This window comes from Nocardiopsis sp. CC223A, from assembly GCF_030766825.1.
Lineage (GTDB): Bacteria > Actinomycetota > Actinomycetes > Streptosporangiales > Streptosporangiaceae > Nocardiopsis.
Genome location: NZ_JASFDV010000062.1, coordinates 19,305 through 44,021 on the forward strand (window position 1 = coordinate 19,305; position 24,717 = coordinate 44,021).

At 71.6% G+C, this 24,717-nt stretch carries 27 protein-coding genes; 17 read left to right on the top strand and 10 right to left on the bottom strand.

Annotated features, from left to right (window positions below; translation table 11 throughout):
• The first annotated feature begins 230 nt into the window (after nucleotides 1-230).
• Complete coding sequence (locus QJS33_RS22005; protein ID WP_306369934.1) at nucleotides 231-812, top strand: hypothetical protein; 582 nt, start codon at nucleotides 231-233, stop codon at nucleotides 810-812.
• A gap of 156 nt (nucleotides 813-968) precedes the next feature.
• Complete coding sequence (locus QJS33_RS22010) at nucleotides 969-1,370, top strand: hypothetical protein (RefSeq protein ID WP_306369935.1); 402 nt, start codon at nucleotides 969-971, stop codon at nucleotides 1,368-1,370.
• Nucleotides 1,371-1,428: 58 nt separating this feature from the next.
• On the opposite strand, the gene QJS33_RS22015 is transcribed toward QJS33_RS22010, so the two are convergent.
• Nucleotides 1,429-3,531 (bottom strand): 5'-nucleotidase C-terminal domain-containing protein, encoded by a 2,103-nt coding sequence (locus tag QJS33_RS22015; protein WP_306369936.1) that lies wholly within the window; start codon nucleotides 3,529-3,531, stop codon nucleotides 1,429-1,431.
• A gap of 249 nt (nucleotides 3,532-3,780) precedes the next feature.
• Here QJS33_RS22015 and QJS33_RS22020 point away from each other — a divergent pair, with 249 nt between their 5' ends.
• Nucleotides 3,781-4,314, top strand: a complete 534-nt coding sequence (locus QJS33_RS22020) for a hypothetical protein (RefSeq protein ID WP_306369937.1) — start codon at nucleotides 3,781-3,783, stop codon at nucleotides 4,312-4,314.
• On the opposite strand, the gene QJS33_RS22025 is transcribed toward QJS33_RS22020, so the two are convergent.
• Complete coding sequence (locus tag QJS33_RS22025) at nucleotides 4,299-5,324, bottom strand: serine/threonine-protein kinase (RefSeq protein ID WP_306369938.1); 1,026 nt, start codon at nucleotides 5,322-5,324, stop codon at nucleotides 4,299-4,301. The two genes, QJS33_RS22020 and QJS33_RS22025, sit on opposite strands and share 16 nt — an antisense overlap.
• A 126-nt stretch (nucleotides 5,325-5,450) precedes the next feature.
• On the opposite strand from QJS33_RS22025, the gene QJS33_RS22030 reads away from it, so the two are divergent.
• The 3 genes from QJS33_RS22030 (at nucleotide 5,451) to QJS33_RS22040 (ending at nucleotide 9,064) form a co-directional block, all read left to right on the top strand.
• Nucleotides 5,451-6,509, top strand: a complete 1,059-nt coding sequence (locus QJS33_RS22030) for a hypothetical protein (RefSeq protein WP_306369939.1) — start codon at nucleotides 5,451-5,453, stop codon at nucleotides 6,507-6,509.
• Nucleotides 6,500-7,576, top strand: coding sequence for a hypothetical protein (locus QJS33_RS22035; protein ID WP_306369940.1), 1,077 nt, complete (start codon nucleotides 6,500-6,502; stop codon nucleotides 7,574-7,576). Before QJS33_RS22030 ends, QJS33_RS22035 begins: the two co-directional genes overlap by 10 nt.
• A 378-nt stretch (nucleotides 7,577-7,954) precedes the next feature.
• Nucleotides 7,955-9,064, top strand: coding sequence for a methyltransferase domain-containing protein (locus tag QJS33_RS22040; protein WP_306369941.1), 1,110 nt, complete (start codon nucleotides 7,955-7,957; stop codon nucleotides 9,062-9,064).
• Nucleotides 9,065-9,510: 446 nt separating this feature from the next.
• Here QJS33_RS22040 and QJS33_RS22045 read toward each other — a convergent pair whose 3' ends face one another.
• The 6 genes from QJS33_RS22045 to QJS33_RS22070 form a co-directional block, all read right to left on the bottom strand.
• Nucleotides 9,511-9,825, bottom strand: a complete 315-nt coding sequence (locus tag QJS33_RS22045; RefSeq protein WP_306369942.1) for a type II toxin-antitoxin system PemK/MazF family toxin — start codon at nucleotides 9,823-9,825, stop codon at nucleotides 9,511-9,513.
• 5 nt (nucleotides 9,826-9,830) lie between these two features.
• Entirely contained in the window at nucleotides 9,831-10,151 is a 321-nt protein-coding gene (locus QJS33_RS22050; protein ID WP_306369943.1) for a hypothetical protein, read from the bottom strand.
• Nucleotides 10,152-10,284: 133 nt separating this feature from the next.
• Nucleotides 10,285-10,830 (bottom strand): GNAT family N-acetyltransferase, encoded by a 546-nt coding sequence (locus tag QJS33_RS22055; RefSeq protein WP_306369962.1) that lies wholly within the window; start codon nucleotides 10,828-10,830, stop codon nucleotides 10,285-10,287.
• Nucleotides 10,831-11,056: 226 nt separating this feature from the next.
• Complete coding sequence (locus QJS33_RS22060) at nucleotides 11,057-11,446, bottom strand: hypothetical protein (RefSeq protein ID WP_306369944.1); 390 nt, start codon at nucleotides 11,444-11,446, stop codon at nucleotides 11,057-11,059.
• Entirely contained in the window at nucleotides 11,443-11,661 is a 219-nt protein-coding gene (locus QJS33_RS22065) for a hypothetical protein (protein ID WP_306369945.1), read from the bottom strand. Before QJS33_RS22065 ends, QJS33_RS22060 begins: the two co-directional genes overlap by 4 nt.
• Nucleotides 11,661-12,299, bottom strand: a complete 639-nt coding sequence (locus QJS33_RS22070; protein ID WP_306369946.1) for a hypothetical protein — start codon at nucleotides 12,297-12,299, stop codon at nucleotides 11,661-11,663. The genes QJS33_RS22065 and QJS33_RS22070 overlap by 1 nt, the downstream gene beginning before the upstream one ends.
• A 224-nt stretch (nucleotides 12,300-12,523) precedes the next feature.
• Between QJS33_RS22070 and QJS33_RS22075 the strand changes: the two genes are divergently transcribed.
• From QJS33_RS22075 to QJS33_RS22090, 4 genes are all read left to right on the top strand, one after another.
• Nucleotides 12,524-13,378: a helix-turn-helix transcriptional regulator gene (locus QJS33_RS22075; RefSeq protein WP_306369947.1), complete on the top strand. Its 855-nt coding sequence runs from the start codon at nucleotides 12,524-12,526 to the stop codon at nucleotides 13,376-13,378.
• A gap of 10 nt (nucleotides 13,379-13,388) precedes the next feature.
• Nucleotides 13,389-13,580 carry a DUF397 domain-containing protein gene (locus QJS33_RS22080; protein ID WP_306369948.1) on the top strand — a complete coding sequence of 64 codons (192 nt, stop codon included), beginning with the start codon at nucleotides 13,389-13,391 and terminating at the stop codon, nucleotides 13,578-13,580.
• Nucleotides 13,581-13,750: 170 nt separating this feature from the next.
• Complete coding sequence (locus tag QJS33_RS22085) at nucleotides 13,751-13,951, top strand: DUF397 domain-containing protein (RefSeq protein WP_306369949.1); 201 nt, start codon at nucleotides 13,751-13,753, stop codon at nucleotides 13,949-13,951.
• Nucleotides 13,952-14,162: 211 nt separating this feature from the next.
• Nucleotides 14,163-14,363 (top strand): DUF397 domain-containing protein, encoded by a 201-nt coding sequence (locus QJS33_RS22090; protein ID WP_306369950.1) that lies wholly within the window; start codon nucleotides 14,163-14,165, stop codon nucleotides 14,361-14,363.
• A gap of 554 nt (nucleotides 14,364-14,917) precedes the next feature.
• On the opposite strand, the gene QJS33_RS22095 is transcribed toward QJS33_RS22090, so the two are convergent.
• A complete protein-coding gene (locus tag QJS33_RS22095) occupies nucleotides 14,918-15,073 on the bottom strand; it encodes a hypothetical protein (protein ID WP_306369951.1) in 156 nt (51 codons plus the stop codon).
• A 338-nt stretch (nucleotides 15,074-15,411) separates the two neighbouring features.
• On the opposite strand from QJS33_RS22095, the gene QJS33_RS22100 reads away from it, so the two are divergent.
• From QJS33_RS22100 to QJS33_RS22130, 7 genes are all read left to right on the top strand, one after another.
• The gene (locus QJS33_RS22100) at nucleotides 15,412-15,819 is read left to right on the top strand and encodes an MmcQ/YjbR family DNA-binding protein (RefSeq protein WP_306369952.1); all 408 of its coding nucleotides are present in this window, start codon (nucleotides 15,412-15,414) and stop codon (nucleotides 15,817-15,819) included.
• Between the two features lie 25 nt (nucleotides 15,820-15,844).
• Entirely contained in the window at nucleotides 15,845-18,112 is a 2,268-nt protein-coding gene (locus QJS33_RS22105) for an ATP-dependent RecD-like DNA helicase (RefSeq protein WP_306369953.1), read from the top strand.
• Nucleotides 18,094-18,576, top strand: a complete 483-nt coding sequence (locus tag QJS33_RS22110) for a (deoxy)nucleoside triphosphate pyrophosphohydrolase (protein ID WP_306369963.1) — start codon at nucleotides 18,094-18,096, stop codon at nucleotides 18,574-18,576. Before QJS33_RS22105 ends, QJS33_RS22110 begins: the two co-directional genes overlap by 19 nt.
• A 169-nt stretch (nucleotides 18,577-18,745) precedes the next feature.
• Complete coding sequence (gene typA / locus QJS33_RS22115) at nucleotides 18,746-20,638, top strand: translational GTPase TypA (RefSeq protein WP_306369954.1); 1,893 nt, start codon at nucleotides 18,746-18,748, stop codon at nucleotides 20,636-20,638.
• Between the two features lie 88 nt (nucleotides 20,639-20,726).
• The gene (locus QJS33_RS22120) at nucleotides 20,727-21,386 is read left to right on the top strand and encodes a DUF6758 family protein (protein WP_306369955.1); all 660 of its coding nucleotides are present in this window, start codon (nucleotides 20,727-20,729) and stop codon (nucleotides 21,384-21,386) included.
• Between the two features lie 165 nt (nucleotides 21,387-21,551).
• Nucleotides 21,552-22,427 carry a PHP domain-containing protein gene (locus QJS33_RS22125; RefSeq protein ID WP_306369956.1) on the top strand — a complete coding sequence of 292 codons (876 nt, stop codon included), beginning with the start codon at nucleotides 21,552-21,554 and terminating at the stop codon, nucleotides 22,425-22,427.
• A gap of 109 nt (nucleotides 22,428-22,536) precedes the next feature.
• Nucleotides 22,537-23,526, top strand: coding sequence for an MBL fold metallo-hydrolase (locus QJS33_RS22130; protein ID WP_306369957.1), 990 nt, complete (start codon nucleotides 22,537-22,539; stop codon nucleotides 23,524-23,526).
• 77 nt (nucleotides 23,527-23,603) lie between these two features.
• Here QJS33_RS22130 and QJS33_RS22135 read toward each other — a convergent pair whose 3' ends face one another.
• Nucleotides 23,604-24,512 carry an alpha/beta fold hydrolase gene (locus tag QJS33_RS22135; protein WP_306369958.1) on the bottom strand — a complete coding sequence of 303 codons (909 nt, stop codon included), beginning with the start codon at nucleotides 24,510-24,512 and terminating at the stop codon, nucleotides 23,604-23,606.
• Nucleotides 24,513-24,717 lie beyond the last annotated feature (205 nt).

Here is a 24,717-nt window from a genome sequence, read left to right on the forward strand (position 1 = left end):
AGAGAGCACACGTGAACCCTCACCCGGAGCCCGGGCGACCGCACTGGAACCCCCCGCCGGAGCAGGGCGCGCCCGCGCAGCCCCCGTACCAGGGCGGGCAGGCGCCGCCCCCGGGAGGGCCTCCTCCGTACCGGGGCGGACCGCCGCCGGTCGGGCCGCCGCCCCCGGGGGGCCCGCCCCCCGGCGGACCGCGGCCGCCCGCGCGGGGAAGCGCGTACGGCACCGGCCTGTTGGCCGTCCTCGTGGTCATCACCGTCCTGGCGGGCGGCACCTTCCTGGGCGGCGGACTGCTGTGGGGGAACCGGGTGATCGCCGGATCGGCCGCCGTCGAGCCGAGCCCCGAGCCCTCGGCCGCGGAGTCGCCCACCCCCGAGCCCGAGCCCGAGCCCACGGAGCCGGCCCCCACCCCCGAGCCCACGTTCGAGCCGACCGAGGAGCCCACCCTCCCGCCCGAGGACCTGCTCACCGCCGACGAGCTGGTCGCCGAGCTGCGGGAGGAGTACGACATCCCGAGCCGGAGCAGCCTGACCGAGGAGATCTGCACCCCGGACGGCGAGGAGGAGGCGGCGCCCTTCCGGTGCACCTCGGCGACCCACACCCCGCTGGTCCGGGTGATCGCCTTCCCCAGCGAGGGCGCGGCGATCCTGGCGGCCGTCCTGCTGGAACAGGACCTGGAGGAGGGCGAGAGTGACGCGGTCGACGTCCAGGAGGCCTGCCACTTCGTCCTCATCTGGTTCCCGGAGTTCGACACCGACCAGGCACAGCGCGACGAGATCACGGAGTTCACCCGAGACGTGGTGGACTGCCTGTGACCCGGGCCCGGGGCCGTGTCGCAACGGGAGAGATTGTTCACTCTGGGTGACAATGTGGTGATGGGCGGTGAACGCCGTCCGTCGTCCCATTCCAGCAGGATCATCCGTCCCGGGGGGCGGGCGCACCGGTGCCCGGGGGAGCCGAGGAGCATTCCGATGACCCGAGCAGGCACTCTGCGCGCGGCCGCCACCGCCGTCGCCCTGGCCCTGCCCCTGACCCTGGCGGCCCCGGCCACCGCCGCCACCACGGCACCGCCCGGCGAGACCGCCGCGGAGCGCGGCGCCCTCTCCGTCCGCCACTACTACACGACCTGGCGCGACGCCCGCTCCTACTGGTCGCAGGACACCCGCTACGCCACCAGCGGCTGGCTGTGGGCCGGACGGCACTACTTCTTCTGCCAGACCGAGGGAACCGCCCACTCCGACGGCGAGGACGCCTTCTCCACCTGGTGGGTGCTCACCGACGACGACACCGGTAACCGCGACGTCTTCGTCAGCGCCACCGCCCTGCGCGTCGCCGAGCCCTGGCGGCCCATCGAGGGCCTGCCCTACTGCTGACCCGGAGAACACGAAGGACCCCGCCGGAGGCGGGGTCCTTCACGTCGGCGCGAGCCGATCAGGCGTCGGGTGCGGAGTCGCCCGCCGTCCTGCGCTTGCGGCTCAGGTACAGGGCCGCGCCTCCCGCGCCCACCGCGACCACGGCGGCCGCGACCAGGCCCATGACCGCCGTACCGGTCCTGGGCAGCGAACCGTCGTCATCCGGATCGGGGCTCTGGCTCGCCGGGTCGGTGGGCTTGCCGGTCGGCCCGTCGGTCGGTCCGTCGGTCGGCCCGTCCGTGGGGCCGTCGGTCGGCGACGGGGTCGGGCCGGTGCCCGGGTCGGGGACGGTCGCCTCCTCGCCCACGACGATGCGGCCGGAACCGCCCTCGGGGTAGGCGGCCTCGGTGATCCGGCCGTCCAGGGTGTCGGTGACCAGCCGCTCCAGGGCGCCCTGGTAGGTGGAGCCCACCACGGTGTAGTCCGCGTCGCGGAACGGGTACAGGTCGCCGCCGCGGGCGGAGAAGTCGTTGGTCACCACCGTGATCGGGTCGCCGTCCACGACCTCGCCGTCCTCCACGATGACCGTGCCGTCGTGCAGGATCACGCTGCGGACCCGCTCACCCGGGGTGGTGATGGTGCCGTCCGACTCCGCGACCTGGGCGGTCCGCTCCGGGTCGTAGGCGAAGTTCACACCCGCCACCTGCATGAAGCCGCCGCTGGCGGCCGGGGCGGCGGACACGCCCTGCTCCAGCAGCTCCTTGATCTGGGAGCGCGGGAGGTCGGGCACCACGGACACCTGGTTGGCGAACGGGGCGATCGAGTAGGTGTCCAGGGAGGTCAGCGGACCCGCCGGGATCACCGAGGAGTTGCGGATGCCGCCGCCGTTCTGGATGCCGATCTGCGGCACGGGCACCCCGTACTGCTCCGCGTTGCGGACACCGGTGTCGAGCAGCGCGTCGGCCACCAGGTTGCCCAGGTTGGTCTCCTGGGTGCGCACGCCCGGGTCGCGCACGCCGTTGAGGTCCACCTCGCTCTGGGCCACCACGGTCTCGGCCAGCTCGGCCACGTAGTCGGAGACCGGCTTGGTGACCTGCGCCTCGACCTCGGCGTGCGGGGCGACCGCGTCGTCCCCGGTGCCCGAGACCCGGATGGCGCCGGAGCGGTCCGACACCGACGTCACGTTGCCGTCGGCGTCGAAGTTCAGGACCAGCAGGCCCACGTACTTGTAGTTGGAGCCCGCGGTGACGATCGGCACGGTCTCGCCGTCCGGGTTCGTCGCGTTCAGCGGGTAGGAGAGCGGCTCCCCGGTGCCCGGGTGGACGGTGACCTCGTCACCGGGGACCAGGGCGTCGTCCGGGTTGGCCATGACCTCGTGGCCGCCGCCCGCGACGATCGCGTCGATCCCGGTCAGCTCCTGGGCGATCCGCTCCTCGTAGGTGATGCCCTGGAGGTGCGAGATCAGGATGATCTTGTCCACGCCCGCCGCGTCGAGGCGGTCGACCTCGGCCTGGACCGGGGCGACCAGGTCCTCGACCACCACGTCGCGCGGGCTGGTGATGCTGGCCAGCGGCGGGTACAGCGCGCCGACGATGCCGACCTGCTCCCCGCCCGTCTCGACGACGGTGCTGGGCGCGATCCGGCCCGCCTCCTCCAGCTCGGCCAGCGACGGCTCCTTGGAGACGTCGACGTTGGCGGCCACCACCGGGACGTCCGGCACCTGCTCGATGAACTCGGCGTACACGTCCGGGCCGAAGTCGAACTCGTGGTTGCCCATGGCGATCGCGTCGTAGCCCGCGTACCGGGTGGCCACCGCGTCGTAGAACGGGGCGCCGTCCTCGCGGGAGGCGGAGAACTCCGGGCCGGGCAGGTACATGTCGCCGGAGTTGACGGTCACCACACCGTGCTCTTCGGCCTCGTCCGCACCGGCCTGCGCCCCGGACTCCTCGGCCTCGCGCAGCTCGTTGATGAGGGTGGTGAACCGGTCGGCACCACCGAAGTCGTCCTGGCCGGAGGCGGCCAGCAACTGCGACTCCGGGTCGTTGGCGTGCAGGAGCGACAGCGTGAACGCGGTGTCGTCCGCGGGCTCCGTGGGGACGGCGGCACCCGCCGCGGGGGCGAGCGGCACCGTGAAAGCGCCCGTCAGCACCAGTGCGGCCGAGGCGCGCACGAATCTGGACATGGGTTCCATGCTCCTTCAGGGGGATCGGGGGATCGTCGTGATGTTCCGCTCGGGGTGGAAGCGGGCCCAGAGACGCAACCTTAGATGTGATCGCTCCTGGGGTCATGGGCCCCAGGGTTACGATTTGTAGAATCTGTCGTACCTAAGAAGATTTTTCGACCCGTCCGTATCACCGGGTCCGCCCCTTCGTCCCACCCCCGGGCCCTACCATGAGTGTGCCGGTGACCCGAAACCCCTTGGAGGACGGCCGTGGTTCCCTCTGGCCAGGACCCCTATGAGCCCGAGCGCGGGGGCCTGCCCGACTTCGAGGCGAGCTTCGCCGCCCTGCGCCCGGACGCGCCCCTGCCCCGGCGGGTGGCGGTCGTGCGCATCCTCATGTTCATCGGCGGCGCCTGCGGCATCGCCATGGCGCTGCTCTTCCTCCAGGGCCTGATCCTGCCCCAGGAGCAGATGGAGGAGGCGCTGGCCGTCCAGGCCGAAGCGCTCGCCCGGCAGGGCGTGCAGATGGAGCTGAGCGTCGAGGCCGTCCGGGCCATGATCCTGGTCATGGCCGCCGTCACCGGCGTCTACGGGGTGCTGTCCACCCTGCTGGCCGCCCGCATCAGGCGGCGCACGGTCGGCGTGTTCTGGGGCGTGGTGCTCTTCCACGGCGCCGCGGGGGCGCTGCTCGCCTGGAACCTGTTCGCCGGCGCCTGGGAGGCCGTCGTGCCGCTGGGCTTCGCGGTGTACATGATCGCCGTCATGTTCGGCCGCGACGCCCGCGCCCACTACGGCCTGCTCTGACCGAAGAGGCGCAGCCCCTGCCGGGGCGGCTCCGGCGGGCGCACCGCCACCTCGGTCCAGGACCGCCCCAGCAGCTCGCGCACCGTCGCCGCACCGTCCAGGTCCAGCACCCCGCGCAGCAGTTCGCCCGCGTCCGGCCGGTCCTCGGGGTCCTTGGCCACGGCCGCCTCGACCAGCTTCCTCAGGCCCTGCGGCAGGTACTCCAGGTCGGGTTCCTCGAACAGCACCCGTCGGGCCATCTCCTTGGTGTCGGCCCGCCCGAACGGGTCGTGTCCCAGGGCGGTGAACGCCACCGTCGCCCCCCACAGGAACACGTCCGAGCGCTGCGTCGTGGGCTGGCGCGAGTACTGCTCGGGGCTGATCCACCCGGGGGTGCCCAGCTTGTCCACCCACGCGGCGACCCGCTCGTCGGGCAGGGTCTCCGGCGAGGGCAGCTTCAGATCGCGGTAGGCGCGGCGCATCCGCCGCAGCCGGATCCACTTGGTGGGGTCGGGGTCCTCCACGGGGTGCGCGATCCCGAAGTCCACCAGCTTGGGGCCCTTCGCCGACAGCACCACGTTGCTCGGCTTGAGGTCCCGGTGGACCACCCCGGCGGCGTGGATGGCGCGCAGCGCCTCGGCGGTGCCCGCGGCGACCCCGAGCAGCATCCCCTTCTTCAACCGGCCGAACCGCTCCACGTGGTGGCGCAGCGTGGGGCCGGGCACGTACTCGGTGATCATCCACGGCAGGTCGGCCTGCACGTCGGCCCGCACGAACCGCGCCACCGAGGGGCTGTTCACCCGCGCCAGCAACCGCGCCTCCAGGGCGAACCGGTCCCGGAAACGGTGGTCGGACGCCTGCTCGGCGTGGATCACCTTGACCGCCATGTAGCCGCCTGCCCCGGGGGAGGCGGCGGCGTAGACGGTGCCCATCCCGCCCGACCCGACCCGGCCCACGATCCGGTGGCCGCCGACCTCCTCCGGGTCGCCGGGTTCCAGTGGGTGGAGTCTGCGGATGCCGCGCGCCTTCATGGGGGCTCCCGAGGATCGTGGGGGACGTGAGCGGGAGTCTATCCACCGGCTCCGGGCCGAAACCGGAACCGCGGCCCACCCGTCCGATATAAAGAACACGTCATCCCCCGCCCCCAGAGGAACCGCTTGGACGTCACACTCGCCGACGGTCGCACGATCTCCCTGACCCGGGGCATGGCCGACGCGCTGCGGGGCGCGGCACCGCTGCCGGACGCCCCGCACGTGTGGTCGCCGGTGTACCCGGGCGCGCCGGACGATGCGGCCCTCATCGAACTCGGGCTCGCGGAACGGACCCACCAGGGTCTCCTGGGACTGACCCCCCTCGGCCACGAGGTCCGCGACCGACTCCTGTCCCCGGCCGCCGCCGACACGGCCCGGATCATCCTGGACCCCCAGCTCCCGGACGACCGCAGACGGGCGCTGTCGGCGGCCCTGGCCGGTCGGGACACCCCGCCGGAACGGCCCGTGGGACGGGCCGCGACCGCCCTGCGGATGTCCTACGCGGGCCTCCTCGCCTACGCGGCCGGGGCGATCGTCCTGCGGCTGCCGCCGGTGTGGTCGATCCCCCTGGTCCTGTGCACGGCGGCCCTGGTGGGCGTCCTGTCGAACCGCCGAGAACGTGAACTGGGGCGCCCCGATCCGCGCCGTGTCCTGGAATCCCTGGCCGACCACTACGTCCGCCCGGACCGGGTCGAAGGAAAGTACCGGACGCTGCTGGAACGCGCCCGCCGGGCGGTGGACACCGTCCTGGACTCCGGCCCGCACCGCGAGGGGCTCCTCCTGGACACCGTTCGCAACCGGGTCGTCCTGGCCGAGACCGAGTGGGCCATCGCCCGTGGGCTGGCCCGCCTCTCCGACGAGGCCGCCCGAGCCGACCGCACCCCCGTCACCGGCGAACGCTCCAGAGCGGCTGCCGAACGCGCCCGCGCCGCCCTGGCAGAGGAACGCGGCCGCCTCCAGCGGCGGATCGAACTCCTGGAGGAGTACGCGGCCCTCGTGCGCGCCTTCGAGGCCGAACGCGCGGACGCGGCCTCGGCGCGCGAGTTCGACGCGATCGCCGACCGCGTCATCGAGTCGGGAGCCGCCCACGACCTCCACGACGAGTCCCTGGCCTCCCTCGTGCGCGCCCAGGAACTCGCCCTGGAGCTGTCCGACCTCACAGCCGAAGGGGGACCGTGGAACTGACACTCTCCGACGGCTACGTCGTCGCCCTCCAAGCGCACATGGTGGCGGTGCTGCGCGAGTCCCGGCCGTTCCCGGGGCGCGACGACCTGTGGTGCCCACCCGCTGGCGACGCGCGGACCGCGGCCGCGCTCATCGCCCAGGGGCTGGCGGAGCGCGATCCCCGGGGGCTGCTGGTGCTGACGGCCCGGGGGAGGGAGGCCCGCGGCGCCCTGGGGCGCTCGGCCTCGGGGGAGCCCCTCGCGGAACCGCCGGGCGTCCGGCCCACCCTGGACCCGGCTCTGCCGCCCGACGAGGCCGAGCGGCTGACCTCGGCCCTGCACCGCCTCGCCGCGGGCGAGGCCGGGGGTCCGGAGAAGGGGGCGATGACCGGCTGGCGCGGGCTCCTGTACCTCCTGCCGGTGGGTGTCTTCTTCCCGCTCGGCACCCTGGCCGAGAATCCGTGGTCACCGCTGCCCGAGACCGCCGTCATGGGCGTCCTGGCCGGTCTCGTGTACGGCTACGCGAGGCTCCGCCGCCGACGCGCGGTCGACGGGGCGCCGTCCACTGTGGTCGCGGCCTACGAGGAGTACCTCGTCAGGCCGAGCACGCTCGACGGCCACGGCCGCGCCCTGCTGGAGCGCACCCAGCGCGCGGTGGACGCGGTGCTGGGGTCCGGGCTGCACCGGGAGGGGCTGCTGCTGGACACGGTGCGCAACGAGGTGGTGCTGGCCGAGACCGAGTGGACCGTGGCCCGCGGGCTGGCCGACCTCGCCCGGTCCCTGGAGGAGATCGAGTCCACGCCGGTCACCGGCGAGCGCTCCAGGGCGGCCGCGCAGCGGGCCCTCGTGGCCCTGGCGGAGGAGCGCGGGCGGCTGGAGACCCGCATCCGCCTGCTGGAGGAGTACGCGAACCGAGTACGTGCGGCCGAGGAGGAGCGCATCGACGCCGTCTCGGCGCGCGAGCTGGAGTCGATCGCCGACCGGATCACAGAGGCGGGGGCGGCCAACGAGCACCAGGAGGCGGAGCTGCGCTCCCTGGTGAGCGCCCAGGAGGCCGCCCTGCGCCTGGCCGAACTCACCGAGGGCTGATGAGGCCGACGCCGCCCCTCCGGCCACGCACTCTCTCGGAGCCTCTGAAGGTCCCGGCGCTGCTCGGCGTGGAGCGCGTCGACGACCCGAAGACCGCACCAGGCCCCGTGCCCGGGTTTCAGGAGATTGAGCGCTGGGCGCGACCCTGCGTAACCACCCGCAGGAAGTGTGGCCGTATTCGGTCATGTTCATCGGGTGACTCTGCACCGGGGTAGAAACCCGGTGTTCCGATATGCAGCGAGGAGCCCCCACGGCCGCCTGTTCCATGTGCAACGGTGAAGGTACCGTCGTCATCGACCACGACGGTGACAGCAGCGGTGGCGGCTGGACGCATCAGGAGGTCGTCACCTGCTCCGGTTGCAACGGGACAGGGGAGAAGTGACGGACGACCTGGAGACCCTCCACGCCGCCCTGGTGGATCGCCTCGACACCACCGACGCGATCCGTGCCGCGTTCGCCGCCCATCCCCGGCACCGTTTCATCCCCGACCTGGTGTGGCCGGACGCTCTCAGCCCGCCCCTGCACCGCACATCCGACCCGGAACGCTGGACGCGCCTGGTCTACGGCGGCGACGCGGTCACCACGCAGGCCAACGACGGCGGCGCGGGGCCGCGCAACGAGCCGTCCTCATCCTCATCCGCTCCGCAGGTCATGGCGGACATGATCAACGCGGCCGGAGTGGGTCCCGGGATGCGGGTCCTGGAGATCGGCACCGGCACCGGATGGAACGCGGCCATCCTCGCGAGCCTCGTCGGTCCCACCGGTCACGTCACTTCCGTGGAGATCGACCCCCGTATCGCCGCCCTGGCCCGGGAACGGCTCACCGGCGCCGGCGTCACCGTCCGCACCGCCGCCGATCCCCCTTCGGGGGAGGTCTTCGACGCGGTCATCGCCACCTGCGCGGTGACCCGTGTCCCGGGCCCGTGGCTGGAGGCGGTCGCCGAGGGCGGACGGCTCGTGCTTCCGTGGAGCCCTCACCCGGCCGCGCACAGCACCCCGATCGTCGCGCTGACCCGTTCCGGCAAGAGCGCGTCCGGGCCGTTCGTGCGAGAGGCGGCCTTCATGCGCGACCGCACCCAGCGCCCCGGGGGACTCCGTTTTCCCGGCCTCGGCGAACGCCCGGTGCCGATGGGCCGTTTTCCCGTCGGCTCCGTCGAGCTGATCGGATCGGGGATGATGACCCAGCTTCTGCTCATGACGCCGGGGCGGCGACTGGGCACCGGCGTGCGGCCCTTCCAGGGCGGGCACGGCCGGATCGTGTGGATGGGCGACGGCGAGGCGTGGGCATATGTGTGGCCGGACGGCACGGTCACCGGAGACGGGGAGAGCTCCCTCGCCCGCGACCTGGCCGCCGCCTACCGAAGCCTGCTGGACGCCGGCCTGCCCGCACTGGACACCTTCTCGCTGGAAGCGGCCCAAGACGGCGACTTCTGCCGTGTCACCTCCACGGAGATCGGCCGACACTGGGACCATCCCGTTGAGCTTTGACCCGCGCACCCGCTCCTGCGATCGCCGACACCGGAGTAAGGCCCTGGGAAGTCGACACCTCGCGTTCGCCCGGTTCGTCAACGCTGAGCCCTGCACCTGCGGGGATGGTCCAAAGACCCGGTAGTCCCTGTGCTGCTGCCGGTCAGCGGCCGGGAGCCTGGCTCGGCTGCGCGGCCCGTACGAGGTCGCGGTAGGGCAGCGTCACCATCGGGTGGACACTCAGGCCGAGGTCCTCTTCCACCCGGGCCAGGACCTGCCCGGCCTTCCCCGGGTCGTCGCTGATGACCTCGACTTCGACGAACGTCCCCGCGTGACGTGATGTCGCGCGGGGACGGCCGTGATCCCGGGTGGCCTCCGGCGGGGCTGTCGGTGAACCTGTGGTGATTTTCTTCGCTGCACCCGTTGGTCGTTTGTCCTAACACCGGGCGTTGGGAAGTACAAGCTCCTCAGCGGAGGTCGAGCGCGGCCTTGAGGCCGTTGGCGACCGAGGTCATCGTCGCGAGGCTCAGAGCCCCGATGTCCTCCAGCAGCTCGTCTTCGTACAGGAAGGTGATCTCGTCGCACAGTACGTACCCGTGCAGCGGGTCGTCTGGGTTCAACGGCACGATGGTGGTGCGCGGTTCCTTGCGGGTGGTGGTCAGGCGCACAGCCAGGCAGTCGCCGAGATTGCGGTTGCGGTGGTTGTTGGAGACCACGAGGAAAGGCTTGCGTTCCTCCTGACCCCCGGTGTCCAGGTAGGCCCAGTAGACGCGGCCTCGCACGGGGGTCACTCGGCGGCCCGGGGCGACAGTCGGCGGCGACGACGCATCGCGGCGCGTACCGCCCGGTCTTCATCGTTCTGTTCGGCGGCGATGGCCTGGTACTCGGCCTCCAGGATCTGTTCCTGGAGCTCCTGACGGCCCATCTCGATCAGGGCGGCGAGTGTGGCCGCCTCGGACGGCTGTTCTCCGCCGGGCAGGTGGATGCGGCCCTGGGACGCCAGCATGGTCAGGGCAGTGTGCTCCTGGGTGCCGGGGGTGCGGGCGGCCCGCACGACCCGGTCGGTGTCGGGGTCGATGGGTACCGAAGGGCGTCTGGTCTGCGTCATGGTCATGCCTCCCAGAGCGCCGCAGAAAGTGCCGCAGCATGTGCGGTTTTCAGTATCCCATGGAGACGAGGCATGAGAAAGGCCTCCTCGGCGGGGCCGAGCAACTGGTGAAGCCACGCCCCTGGGAACCGATTCAGCCCTGGAGGTGGGTTTCGGGCTTGTGGGGGCGGTCCGTCAGGCCGAGCCGGGCGAGGTCGAGGCGCTCGGCGCGGCGCGCGAGGAGGTACAGACGCCCGGCGTTGCGGTCCTGCTCCTTGACCAGGGTGAACCCCTGGGTCTTGTAGTACTTGACCAGTTCCGGGGAGTAGCAGCCCTGCCGCACCCACCGGCGGCCCTGCCGTGCGGCCCGGTCGACCGTCCACAGGCCGATCAGGCTTCCGGGCCGGTGCTCCCGGTACGCGGGATCGGTCGCGGTCGTGAACAGGTACAGGCTCGGCTCCTCGGCCTCCTCGGGCGTCCAGTCCTGCGGCAGCGCCTGCGTCATCACCGTCGTGCACCCGACGATGCGGCCCTCGGTTTCGAGCACCCACATGAAGCCACGTCCGGCCTGCCCGGCGAGGTCGTCGACGTCCTCGCGCCAGGACTCCAATCCTTGCTGCTCCATCCACGCGCAGCGCGCGGTGATCATCGCCGCCACACCGGACACGTCATCCACGGTGGCGGGTCGCATGGTGAAAATGGCGGCTGATCCTCTCGGCGAAGGAACACGGCGGTCGGCCGCTCGACCCTATGGCGGGGATCCTTCGCCGCGACAGCCCTTCGCCGCCGCTCCAACGGATGCACTTGTCCGGTCAAGCCCTTGTGGATGTGCGTGTACTGGTGTGCGGGGCGGCCGGTCGGGTCCCGCGTGCCCGGGAGGACTGGTGGGGTCTTCCGGGCACGCGGGAGCTTGGTGGCGGCGGTGGTCAGTCTCCGGTGGTCTGATCACCCAAGACCGAGCGCTGCCAGGCGAGGAACTCGCCCTGGCGGCGGACGGCGTTCTTCTCCTCCTCGGTGAGGTCGTCCGGAATCGGGTCCTCGGCCGGGTCGGTGCGGCCGGGTTCGTCGGTCATGGTCTGCTCCGTGCTCGTATCCGTGGTGGTGTGGCGGAGGACCAGCAGGTCCCGCAGGGCGGCGTGGTCAGGAGCGGCCAGGCGCTCGTGCGGGTCACCGGGACCGGTCCAGCCCAGGGGCCGGTAAGCGACCACCTCCGTGCCGCCGCCGGGGGTCGGCTCCAAGGTCAGGACCCAGCGGCCGTGGATGAGGTCGTCCAGCGTTCCCAGCAGCGGGTCCGGGTCCGCAGAGCCGGTGGTCACAGGTCCTCCAGGGGGCTGCGCCACACCAGGGGCAGCGGGTGGGGGTCGCGTCCGGAGGTGACCGCGACCCGGGTCGTGTGGCCGTGGGTGGCGGCGTAGACCGCGCGGCCCTCCAGGGTGGGTCCGAGGTAGCGCAGCGGCACCTGGTGGGTGTGGGCCCAGAAGCCGAGGGTCTGGACCGAGGAGAACTCGCGGATGTCGCAGACCCGGCGCATCAGGCGGCCCTCCTCAGGTGCCCCTTGGCCATGCGGGCGGCGGCCATGGCGTCCTTCCACAGGCCGTCGCGGTCGGCGGTGAGGTGGGTGGTGGTGCGGAACGCGGCCGTGCGGGCCCGCAGTCGTGCGGCCGCCCTCTGCTTGGCGGTGGGGGACCCCGGCCGGGTGCGGGTGTCGGCGCGGGAGCGGCCTCCTTCGCGTAGGGCCTGGATACGGGGCCGGGACGCCAGAGCGGCGGCGAACCCCGGACCGGCAACCGGTTCCGGTGCCAGGTCCGCGAACGGGGAGGGCGCCGGGACCGAGGCCGGGGCCGAGACCGGAGCATCGGTCTGGGCCGCAGTTGCGGTCGGGCTGGTGCGGGGCTCCGGGACCCGGGGCCGGTGGTGGGCAGTGCCGTCGGTCCTGCCCGGAAGAGGGAGCGGGAGCTCCGGGGTGATCGGCGTCGGCTCCGGGTGCGGGGTGATCCGGTCGAGCCACTGGCGCACCACCAGGGTCAGCGGGGCGAGGTCGCGTCCCGGGTGGGTGACGTACATACGGGCCCGGGCCGCTCGGCGGGGCCGACGCCATCGCAGTGCCTCGCTGGCCAGCCAACGGGCGGCCACGAGTTCGGAGCAGTTCAGGTAGCGGTATCGCGCCATGCGCACACCTCCGGTCAGGGTGCCGGGTGGGAAGCCCGGCTGCTTCTGGCTTTCCTCCATGTTCGTCGCAGCCATAGAAATTTGCAAGCCCCAAGTTTTAGTCTTGGTCTGTAAGTTTTCTGTTGGTGTCCAGATAATGATGCGAGGTGCGTTAAATGTCTGACTCTGGCAAGTTCGGCATAGGATCAGGGCACGATTCGGGACCTCCGAGGAAGGACTTCGCCGTGGTCAGCCCGACTCTGCGTCGGCGTCGCCTCAGCCGCCTCCTGTTCCAGCAGCGCGAGCAATCCGGGCTCACCGCAAAAGCCGTCGCGGCAGAAGCCAAGCGGCGCAGCGGTAAGGCGCGAGGGTGGTCAGAGTCCAAGATCAACCGCTTGGAGACCGGCGACTGGAAGCGGCTCTCCGTTGATGACGTCTACCTGCTCCTCGACATCTACGGCGTGACGAGCTCGTCGGAGCGTCTGGCCTATGCGGGACTGGTCAAGGAGGCCAGTCAGAAGGGCTGGTGGGCCACCTACGAGAACGTTTTGGGCACCGGCCAGCTCATCGGCTTGGAGGCAGAGGCGTCCTCCATCCGCTCCTACCAGTCGATGACCGTCCCCGGCCTCTTGCAGACCGAGTCCTACGCGCGAGCCATGGCACTCGCGAGCGCCATGGGTGAAACAGACGATGTGGACCGTCGGGTGGAGGCGCGCATGCTCCGCAAAGCCGTTTTCAGCCGAGCCAACCCACCCGCGTTCTGGACCGTCATCGACGAGGCCGCACTCCTCCACATCACACCGGAGCTGCGGGACCAGTTGGAGTACCTTGTTGAGGTCGGCCACCGTCCGAATGTCGGCATCCAGGTCCTCCCGGTTGCGCACGGTCCACACGCCGCTATGACGGGCCACTTCGTCATCATGGAGTTCCCGATGCCGGACCCGCCGCTCGTGTATTTGGAGGCCGTGTCCGAAGAGCTCTACTTGGAGTCCGACGAGCAAGTTCGCCAGTACAAGCGCCGGTTCGACTTCGTGCAGGCATCCGCCTTGTCCGTGGAAGAGTCACGTGAGCTGATCCGCGCCCGACTGTCAGCCCTCTGAGAAAGCAACCATGCCTGAAACATCCCACCCCATGACGTTCCGCAAGAGCAGCTACAGCGGCGGTCAGACTCAGGACTGCGTTGAAGTCGCCGACCTCCCGTCTGCTGCTGCCCTGCGCGATTCCAAGCACCCCGAGGCCGGTCACCTGACCTTCGAAACCGTCGAGTGGACAGCTCTGCTGAAGGCCACCATGCGCGGATGACCTCGCGCAAGACGAAGGCCCCGGTCATCGACCGGGGCCTTGCCCATGCTTGCCAGAAGCATTATCCCGCGCTCACTGTATCCCTGAGGGAAGAGCGCCATGGCCCGGTGGCCTCATGAGGACAGGGTGAGTGTGGGCGGCTGGTGGCGGGGGACGACGTAAGGATGACGATGCACGGTGACAGCGCCCTTCCCTTGAACTTCCGCAAGTCCAGCTACAGCGGCTCGACCACGCAGAACTGCGTCGAGGTCGCCGACTTGTCCACCGGCGGAGTCGCCGTGCGCGACACCCAGAACCGGGAGGCCGGGCACCTCGCCTTCACCGAGCCCGCTGAGTGGCGTGCAGTGCTGGCCGCGATCCGCCAGGCATAGGACGCAACAGAAAGAGGCCCCGACCAGTGGTCGGGGCCTCCCGCATTCATCCGAGGCCCAGTCTACAACTCAGCCTCAGAGGTGACCCCCGGATTCGCAGGAGCGCTCGGGGTGGCCATTGTGCGCCAGGACGGCATGGAAAGACGGGCGAAGGGGCACCAACCAGAGGAACGACCGCCGGCAGTCCATGAAAATCCTGGAGGAACCCCCGGTGCATGGTGACAGCGACCTTCCTCCGAACTTCCGGAAGTCGTCCTACAGCAGCACTGACCGTGACTGCGTTGAGGTCGCCGACCTGTCCACCGGCGGGGCCGCCGTGCGCGATACCCAGAACCGGGAGGCCGGGCACCTGGCGATTCCAGCGGGGGAGTGGTCGGCGCTGCTGCGGGTGGTCGCCCGCAGGGCCGCGTGAACACCCAGCGGCGGGGGCAGTCCGTCACTCTCCCCCGGCCTTTGCCACAGGGGGTTGTTCACCCGACCGGGGTGCTCGGCCATAGCCCTGCCACTCCAGTGCGGACCCTGACCATAGGGGGTCTTCGCCGACAGAGCCGAAGGTTTCCAAGAGCTCAGCCGCTTGGAAACGGCGGTCCGTCTGGGCGTGGGCCCGGCCCCGGCCGCAGTCGGCGTTGGGCAGAGCACCGGGCGGCATCGTTGGACGCGCGTGGTGGGTGGCGGGGGTGTATATCGCCGGAGCCGGGTGCGCGACCAGCGCTCCCCGCCCGGCCACACATGTCCACGTAACGTTGCCCCCTGAAAAGAGACCGTTGCTCCGATCTGCGGCCCGTACGTGCACACACCCATGCCCTCCCGACGGTCAGGGGGTGAAAGCCGTGCGTACCCTCCCTCCCCGGACACCACCGGAGGAAGAACCGCGACCTGCGCCACCGGGGGTGACGGCCGCACACGCCCTCCGGCCCCGGACACAGGGGGTGGGTGCACGGAACCGCGACCTTCACCCCCAGGCGGTCACAGAGCCGGACCCTCGCCCCCGACCTCGATCTCTTCCTGTGGTTCCGGCAACCGGTGGCCGAGGACCGCTTTCAACATCTCCCGCGTATGCCCGTACACCGCGCGGCGGTCGACCGGGCGCCTGCGCAGCACGCCCCGCGGACTCGTGCTCATGCTTCTACCCCACAAGGGCGCGAGACGGGATGGTGTCCCGCCGGGTGGTGTGACTCTTCCGGTCCCGTTCCCACGGATACGCGGCGGCGGTGCAGGCCGGACCGGTGCGCCGTCGCCTTCGGCCACGCTTCCACCCGGGTCACCGCGCCGACAGGGCGCGAGACCGTCCAACACCGGCCGACCATCGCAATGACCTGCGAGGGCGCACCCGCGCGAAAGTCGCACCACTCCAGGGGGCATGACCCGAGACGGGTGCCGGATTCACCGGGAACGGCCCCCACCCCCGAACGTCGCCGCTCTCTGGCAGGCTCGGAGGAGAGGAAGAGGAGGCACCCGCCGTGAAACCCACCCGTTTCATCGACGCCGCCCTGTGGTTCCCCGAGGCCGTGGAGACCGAGCCCTTCGGCCCCGGCATCCTCGTCCACAAGGTGTGCGACCGAATGTTCACCCTGTTGTGGGAGGGGGAGAAACCAAGCGTCAACCTCAAGTGCGACCCCCTGCACGCCCTGGAGCTGCGCGACCGCTTCCCCGGCGTCACCCCCGGCTATCACATGAACAAGGACCACTGGAACACCGTCACCCTCGACGGCACCGTCCCCGAGGACGAGATCCTGGAGATGCTGCGCGACTCCTACGTCCTCGTCGCCCGCGGTCTGCGCAAGGCCGACCGGGAGCGCGTGCTGGCCGTGCTGGGCGACGACCTTCCCGAGATCGGTGACGACCTCCCCGATCCCGCGGCAGACTGACGGAGAACCGACGGAAAGGAGCCCGGTGCCCGACGAGAAGCGCGACCGCGCCCCAGCCCCCGCCGTCGTCCAGGGCGTCCTGGAGCGCATCACCTACGCCAACGAGGAGACCGGCTACACCGTCGCCCGCGTCGACACCGGCCGCGGCTCCGCCGACCTCCTAACCGTCGTCGGCTCCCTCCTGGGCGTCCAGCCCGGCGAGGCCCTGCGCATGCACGGCCGCTGGGGCTCCCACCCCCAGTACGGCCGCCAGTTCCACGTGGACGACTACACCACCGTGCTCCCCGCCACCGTCCAGGGCATCCGCCGCTACCTCGGCTCGGGTCTGATCAAGGGCATCGGCCCCAAGATGGCCGAGCGCATCGTCGGGCACTTCGGCACCGACGCCCTCGACGTGATCGAGCAGGAGCCCGCGCGTCTCATCGAAGTTCCCGGACTGGGGCCGAAACGGACGAAGTCGATCGCCGACGCCTGGGAGGAGCAGAAGGCCATCAAGGAGGTCATGGTCTTCCTCCAGGGCGTCCAGGTCAGCACCTCCCTCGCCGTCCGCATCTTCAAGAAGTACGGCGACGCCTCCATCGAGATCGTCCAGAAGGAGCCCTACCGCCTGGCCACCGACGTCTGGGGCATCGGCTTCAAGACCGCCGACACCATCGCCCAGGCCGTCGGCATCCCCCACGACAGCCCCCAGCGCGTCATGGCCGGCATCCAGTTCACCCTCTCGGAGTCCACCGGCGACGGCCACTGCCACCTCCCGGAGGAGAAGCTCATCTCCGCCGCCGTCAAGATCCTGGCCGTGGACTCCGGCCTGGTCATCGAGTGCCTGGCCCGGCTCATCGAGGAGGAGGGCGTGGTCCGGGAGGAGGTCCCCGGCCCCGACGGCGCCCCGGTCCGGGCGATCCACCTCGTCCCCTTCCACCGCGCCGAGGTCGGCGCCGCCGCCGGCCTGCTCACCCTCCTCAACCACCCGAACGACCGCATGCCCGCCTTCGCCGACGTCGACTGGGACGTCGCCCTGGACTGGCTGCACAAGCGCACCGGCACCGAACTCGCCGAGGAGCAGCGCGCCGCCGTGATCCAGGCGCTCACCCGCAAGGTCGGCGTCCTCACCGGCGGCCCCGGCTGCGGCAAGTCCTTCACCGTCGCCTCCATCGTCACCCTCGCCGCCGTCAAGGGCGCCAAGGTGGTGCTGGCCGCCCCCACCGGCCGGGCCGCCAAACGCCTCACCGAGCTGACCGGCCACGAGGCCGCCACCGTCCACCGCCTGCTGGAGCTGCGCCCGGGCGGCGACGCCTCCTACGACCGCGACAACCCCCTGGACTGCGACCTGCTCGTGGTGGACGAGGCGTCCATGCTGGACCTCATCCTCGCCAACAAGCTCATCAAGGCCGTCCCGCCCGGCGCCCACCTCGTCCTGGTCGGCGACGTCGACCAGCTGCCCTCCGTCGGCGCCGGGCAGGTGCTGCGCGACCTGCTCGCCGAGGACTCGCCGATCCCCAGCGTCCGCCTCACCCGGGTGTTCCGCCAGGCCCAGCAGTCGGGGGTGGTCACCAACGCCCACCGGATCAACCGCGGCGAGCCCCTGCTCTTCGAGGGCCTGCGCGACTTCTTCCTCTTCCCCTGCGAGGAGTCCGAGGACGCCGCGACCATGGCCGTCGACGTGGTCGCCCGCCGCATCCCGCGCACCTTCGGCCTGGACCCGCGCCGCGACGTGCAGGTCCTCACCCCCATGAAGGGCGGCCCGGCCGGGGCGGGCAACCTCAACACCGCGCTCCAGGAGGCCCTCACCCCCGCCGGAGACGGTGTCCCCGAACGCCGCTTCGGCGGCCGCATCTTCCGGGTCGGCGACAAGGTCACCCAGATCCGCAACAACTACGACAAGGGCGCCAACGGCGTCTTCAACGGCACCCTCGGCGTCGTCACCGGCCTGGACGCGGTCGCCCAGGAGCTGACCGTGCGCACCGACGAGGACGAGGACATCACCTACGACTTCGCCGAACTCGACGAGCTCGCCCACGCCTACGCCATCACCGTGCACCGCTCCCAGGGCAGCGAGTACCCGGCCGTGGTGATCCCCGTCACCACCAGCTCGTGGATGATGCTCCAGCGCAACCTGCTCTACACCGCCGTCACCCGCGCCAAACGCCTGGTCGTGCTGGTCGGCTCGCGCCGCGCCCTGGCGCAGGCGGTCCGCAACGCCTCCTCCGGGCGCCGCCACACCGCACTCGCGCACCGGCTGCGCGGCTACGCTCAGGGATCGTGGACCGAGACACCCTGGGCCGAGACACCCTGATCGTCGTGGGCGCCGCCATCATCCGCGATGGCCGCATTCTGGCCGCTCAGCGCGCCGAACCCGCCGCCCTGCGCGGCCGCTGGGAGTTCCCCGGCGGCAAGGTCGACCCCGGTGAGAGCCCGGCCGACGCCCTGGTGCGCGAGTGCCGCGAGGAGCTGGGGGTCACGGTCCGCGCCCGGGAGGCGGTCGGCGCCGACGTCCCCTTCCCGGCGACCCCGGGGCGCACCCGGCCCGCCGTGCTGCGGCTGCTGCGCGCCGACCTCGTCGACGGCGAGCCCCGCGCCCTGGAACACCTGTCCCTGCGCTGGCTCGCCCCCGCCGACCTGGGCGGACTCGACTGGCTCCCGGCGGACGTGCCGTTCCTCGGGCCGATCGGGGACCTGCTCGCCCGGGGCGACGACCCCCGGTTCGACGCTCCCCGGCGCGACGGCCCCCGGGGCGAACCGTCCGCATCAGTCGAATGAACTCTCGGCGCCCACCGGGATGATTCACCCCTGTGGCGCCGTTGACCCTGTGGGCGTGGTCAGGATGACCTGTGCGTTTCCCGACCAGCCCCCCATGACCGCATAAACTGGCAACGGGCCGTGGCATCCTGCGGTCTCTACCCCGGTATCAGGAGATCGAGACTTTTCCATGTCCACCGTCACGCCCGTCCAGGGCTCCGCACGCCGTAGCGACCTTCGCAACGTCGCCATCGTGGCCCACGTCGACCACGGTAAGACGACCCTCGTGGACGCCATGCTCTGGCAGTCCGGCGTCTTCCGCGAGAACCAGGACGTGGACGACCGCGTGATGGACTCCAACGACCTGGAGCGCGAGAAGGGCATCACCATTCTCGCCAAGAACACGGCCGTCCACTACACCACGCCCGAGGGCGAGGACGTGGTCATCAACATCATCGACACCCCGGGCCACGCCGACTTCGGCGGCGAGGTCGAGCGCGGCCTGTCGATGGTCGACGGCGTGGTCCTGCTCGTGGACGCCAGCGAGGGCCCGCTCCCGCAGACCCGCTTCGTGCTCCGCAAGGCCCTCAAGGCCAAGCTCCCCGTCATCCTCGTCATCAACAAGGTGGACCGGCCCGACAGCCGTATCGCCGAGGTCGTGGACGACACCTACGAGCTGTTCATGGACCTGGAGGCCGACGAGTCCCAGATCGAGTTCCCGATCGTCTACGCCTGCGCCCGCGACGGCAAGGCCTCCCTGGAGCGCCCGGCCAACGGCACCGTTCCGGAGAACGACAACCTGGTGCCGCTGTTCTCCACCATCCTGGACACCATCCCGGCGCCCGAGTACGTCCCGGACGCGCCGCTCCAGGCCCACGTCACCAACCTCGACGCCTCCCCGTTCCTGGGCCGCCTGGCGCTGTGCCGCGTCCAGCAGGGCGAGCTGCGCAAGGGCCAGCAGGTCGCGTGGATCCGCACCGACGGCAGCACCCAGCAGGTCAAGATCACCGAGCTGCTCATGACCGACGGCCTGGAGCGCAAGCCCGCCGAGAAGGCGGGCCCCGGCGACATCGTCGCCATCGCCGGCATCGAGGACATCATGATCGGCGAGACCCTCGCCGACCTGGAGAACCCGATCCCGCTGCCGCTCATCACGGTGGACGAGCCCGCCATCTCCATGACCATCGGCACCAACACCTCGCCGCTGGTCGGCAAGGTCAAGGGCGCCAAGGTCACCGCCCGCCTGGTCAAGGACCGCCTGGAGAAGGAGCTGGTCGGCAACGTCTCGCTGCGCGTGCTGCCCACCGAGCGCCCCGACGCCTGGGAGGTGCAGGGCCGCGGCGAGCTGGCGCTGGCCATCCTCGTCGAGCAGATGCGCCGGGAGGGCTACGAGCTGACCGTCGGCAAGCCGCAGGTGGTCACCAAGGTCATCGACGGCAAGGTCCACGAGCCGGTCGAGCGCCTCACCGTGGACGCCCCCGAGGAGTACATGGGCGCCATCACCCAGCTGCTCAGCGTCCGCAAGGGCCGTATGGAGAACATGGTCAACCACGGCACCGGCTGGGTGCGCATGGACTGGCTGGTGCCCTCCCGCGGCCTCATCGGCTTCCGCACCGAGTTCCTCACCGAGACCCGCGGCACCGGTATCGCCCACCACGTGTTCGAGAAGTTCGAGCCGTGGTTCGGTGAGCTGCGCACCCGCCCCAACGGCTCCCTGGTGGCCGACCGCTCCGGTGCCGCCGTCGCCTTCGCGATGTTCAACATCCAGGAGCGCGGCACGCTGTTCGTGGAGCCGGGCACCGAGGTGTACGAGGGCATGATCGTCGGCGAGAACGCCCGCGCCGACGACATGGACGTCAACATCACCAAGGAGAAGAAGCTCACCAACATGCGCTCGGCCACGGGCGACGAGCTGGTGCGCCTGGTGCCGCCGCGCAAGCTGTCCCTGGAGCAGGCCCTGGAGTTCTGCCGCGAGGACGAGTGCGTGGAAGTCACCCCCGACCACGTGCGCATCCGCAAGGTCATCCTGGACCAGAAGGAGCGCGGGCGCATCGCCGCCAACAAGAAGCGCCAGCAGCGGTAGGGGAGTCCTCTCCCACAGGTGGGCGGGTCGCGTCGCGGCTCGCCCACCGGCGTTTTCCGGCCAGGTCACACGGGTAGACCGCTACAACATGAAGACCGATCCCTCGTGTCCCCGGTGCGGGCGCGCGGTCCGGCCCCCGGGGTTGTGGACCAGCGCGTGGCAGTGTGACGCACACGGCCCGGTCACACCACTGCAACCGGTCCGCCAACCCGGCGCCGCCGCTCTGGAGGCCCTCCTGCCCCAGGCCCGTGTCCCGGTGTGGATCCCGTGGCCGCTGCCCACCGGGTGGGTGGTCACCGGGTTCGCCGAGGCGGGCGACGACCGCAGCGGAGTGCTCGCGACCGCCGTGGCCCTGTCCGGTCCCGACCCGCTGGGCGGTGTCGGCGAGGTCGTCATCGTCGCGGAGGCCCCCGGGGTCGGCCTGGGCGCCCGCCTGGCCGGGCTGGAGGGCCCCGACGCCGGTGACGGGTTCGACACCCGGGCACCCGACGCCAAGGTGCGCTTCGACGGCCACGAGATCCCGCTGTGGAACCTCGACCTGGGCCGCGAACGTGCCGGCTACACCGGTGAGGCGCTCTCCCAGTGGCTGTGGGTGGTGTTCGCCGCCGCCGACACCGCCCTGCTGATGTGCGAGATCAACGCCCTGCGGGACCTGCGCGACATCAAGGACGGCGGGGTCGCCCTGGAACCGCCCTTCGGCGCGCCCAGCCCGTTCCTGGCGGCGGAACTGGCGCCCCGCCCCGCCTGACCGGGCCCGCCCTGCCTGACCGGGCCCGTTCCCGCTTGGCCGGGCCCGTTCCCGCTTGGCCGGGCCCGTTCCCGCCTGACCGGGCCCGTTACCGTCAAGCCGGCCAGGTGCCCGGCGACCCGGTGCGGTGCCCGGAGCAGGGCGGCGCCTTAGTACGATCAGCCGGTGACACGTATCGACCTGCACTCCCACAGTTCCGTCTCCGACGGCGGCGATGCTCCGGAGGAGGTCATCGGGTACGCCGTCGCCGCGGGCCTGGACGTCCTCGCCCTCACCGACCACGACACGGTCGGCGGAGTCGAGGCGGCGGCCGCGGTCCTGCCTCCCGGCTTCACGCTGGTCCCGGGCATGGAGCTGTCCTGCGCCTACCGGGGCTCCAGCGTCCACCTGGTGTCGTACCTGTTCGACCCGGGAGACGCCGACCTCACCGAGGAGCTGCTCCGGGTCCGCTCCGACCGCGCCTCGCGCGCCGAGGAGATGGTCCACAAGCTCCAGGCGAACGGGGTGGACGTCACCTGGGAACGGGTGCTGGAGATCGCCGGCACCGGACACGCCGAGTACGCCGACGCCAACACCATCGGCCGCCCCCATCTGGCCCGCGCGATCGTGGAGGCCGGGGCCGCCCGCGACGTGCAGGACGCCTTCGACCGGTGGATCGGCTCCGGCGGTCCCGCCTACGCCTCCCGCTACGCCATCGACCCGGTGCGCGCCGTCGAACTGGTGCGGGCCGCGGGCGGGGTGTGCTCCCTGGCCCACCCGGGCCGGGCCGAGGGCGCCCTCAACGGGTCGGTGCCCCTGGAACTGGTCGAGCGCATGGCCGCCGCCGGACTGGGCGGCATCGAGGCCGACCACCCCTCGCACAACAGCGCGCAGACCCGCCACTGGCGCGGTGTCGCCGCCGACCTGGGGGTGGTGGTCACCGGCTCCAGCGACGACCACGGTTCCCTCACCGGGCACCGGCTGGGCGTCCGGACCACCGCACCGGAGGCGTTCGAGGAACTGGTGGCCCCGGCCACGGGGGTCCCGCTGATCAGGGGCTGAGGGTGTCGGTTCACCCTGTGGGTTCGGTACGGTACGGACCACCGTGCGCGAGCGCGACAATGGTCGCAGCGCAATCACCCATATCGGACTAAGTGAGAGGTCTGACGCCGTGTTCTGGAAGCGGAAGTCGAAGAAGCAGGACGGCCCGGAGGCCACCGATTCCGCTGCGGAGGTCGCGGTGGACGACACGGCGGACGACGCCGAAGAGGTCGGGGAGACCGAGGAGACGGCCCAGGCCGAGAAGACCTCCGAGAAGGAGAAGGCGGAGAAGGACGCGAAGGCGGAGGAGGCCGACGCGGCCGAGGACGCCGACAGGGACACCGGCTCCGACGACGCGGAGGCCGAGGCCGACGAGGACACCGACTCCGACTCCGAGGACGAGGACTCCAAGGACGAGGACTCCGAGGAAGAGGAGGCCGGGGCCTCCGGCGACATCTTCGCCGACGACACCGAGGAGGCCGGTGTCACCGGCCCCGACTCCGAGGGCATCACCCGGGTCCGCGCCGCGGGCACCTTCGAGTTCGACGACGAGAAGTTCGAGTACATCGGCAACACCTGGATCGTCCGGGCCGACGACGACGGCGTCATCGTCATCGACCCGGGTCCCGACGCCGAGGCCATCCTGGAGGCCGTGGGCGAGCGCGATGTCTACCTCGTGGCCTGCACCAACGCCTACGCCCCGCACATCGAGTCCGCGGTGAAGATCGTCGAGGAGACCGAGGCCCCGGTCGCCCTGCACCCCCGCGAGATGCGCCTGTGGCGCCGCCTGCACGGCGCCGAGCACCGCCCGGACTACGAGGTCGAGGGCGGTGGTTCCATGACCATCGGCGACCTCCAGATCGACGTCGTGGCCCTGCCCGGCACCTCTCCCGGCACCGTCGGCTACTCCATCAGCCAGCTCGGCGTCGTCTTCTCCGGCGACACCCTGCGCAAGGGCGAGCCCGGCATGGTCGGCAACACCTACATCGACTACACGACCCAGCTCGCCTCCATCGGCGAATCGCTGCTGTCGCTGCCCCCGGACACCCGTATCCTGCCCGACCGCGGCCCGGCCACCAACGTGGTCGCCGAGGGCAAGAACTTCGACTCCTGGGTCTGACCCCGCCCGGGGTCCGAACCCGCCCGAACGCCGACGCGCCCCGGCCCCCTCACGGGACCGGGGCGCGTCGTGCGTGGTCAGCGGCGGCCGACCGACTCCACCTCGTTCCAGAACGCGGTGAACGCGCTGGCCGTGGTCTCGGGGGCCTCCACGTTGGGGGAGTGGCCCGCGCCGGGCACCACGATCCGCTTGGCGTCCAGCCGCTTGGCCATGTCCTCCTGGAGGGAGGGCTCCCACGCGTCGTCGTTCTCGCCGTACATCACCAGGGTGGGCAGCCGCAGCCCGGCCAGCTCCTCCACCCGGTCACGGGCTCCCAGCAGGTCCTCGGCGCAGCGCAGCAGGGCCAGGGCACTGCTGCGCACCAGCCGGTCGTGCAGGAAGGAGCGCACACCCTCGTCAGGGGTGCGCTGGCGCGCCTCGGCGTCGAACCGCTCCTCCCACAGCTCCTCCAGGCGTTCCGGGGAGGGGTCCACGGACAGCGCGGCGATCAGGGTGCGGACGCGCATCGCCGCCTGGCCGGGGAGGGCGGCGGGGCCGCTGCACAGCAGCGTCAGCGAGGCCAGGTCGACCATGCCGCTCAGCGCGGTCTCGCGCACCACCAGGCCGCCGAAGGAGTGGCCCACCAGGTGGACGGGCATCCGCCCGCCGACCTGCTCGACGACCTCGGCGACGACCTCGCCCAGCGAGGCCAGCCGGTAGTCGGGGGCCTGCACCCCGGGCGGCGGGGTGAGGGTCTCCGGGCCCGGGGACCCGTAGGTCCCGGGCAGGTCGACCGCGACCACCTCCCGACCGCCCTGGGCCAGGGTCTGGAGGAGCGCGATGAAGTCCTCCTTGCTGCCGGTGAAGCCGTGCACGAGCACGGCGGGAGCCAGCTCGGCACCCCCGGAGACGGGCAGCGCCCGCAGGGCCGCCACCGGCCCGTAGGACAGGTCGAGGTCGACCCGCCGCACACCCGGCGGCAGATCGAGGAACTTAGGTGTACTCACGTCCGGTCACCCTAGACGATGGCGGCCTGCTCCGGGGCGGAGCGAGGCCGTGATCTCCCACGTCGGCGCGGCACCGACCGGCACCGCGCCGCCTGTGCGCCGCGGCCCCCGCCGGGGTGCCGCGGCCGTGTCCTCCCCGGCCCCGCGTCCGGGGCCGGACCGTGGTCCGGCCCTCCGCGGAGTGCGCCGGACCGGTCAGGTGTTC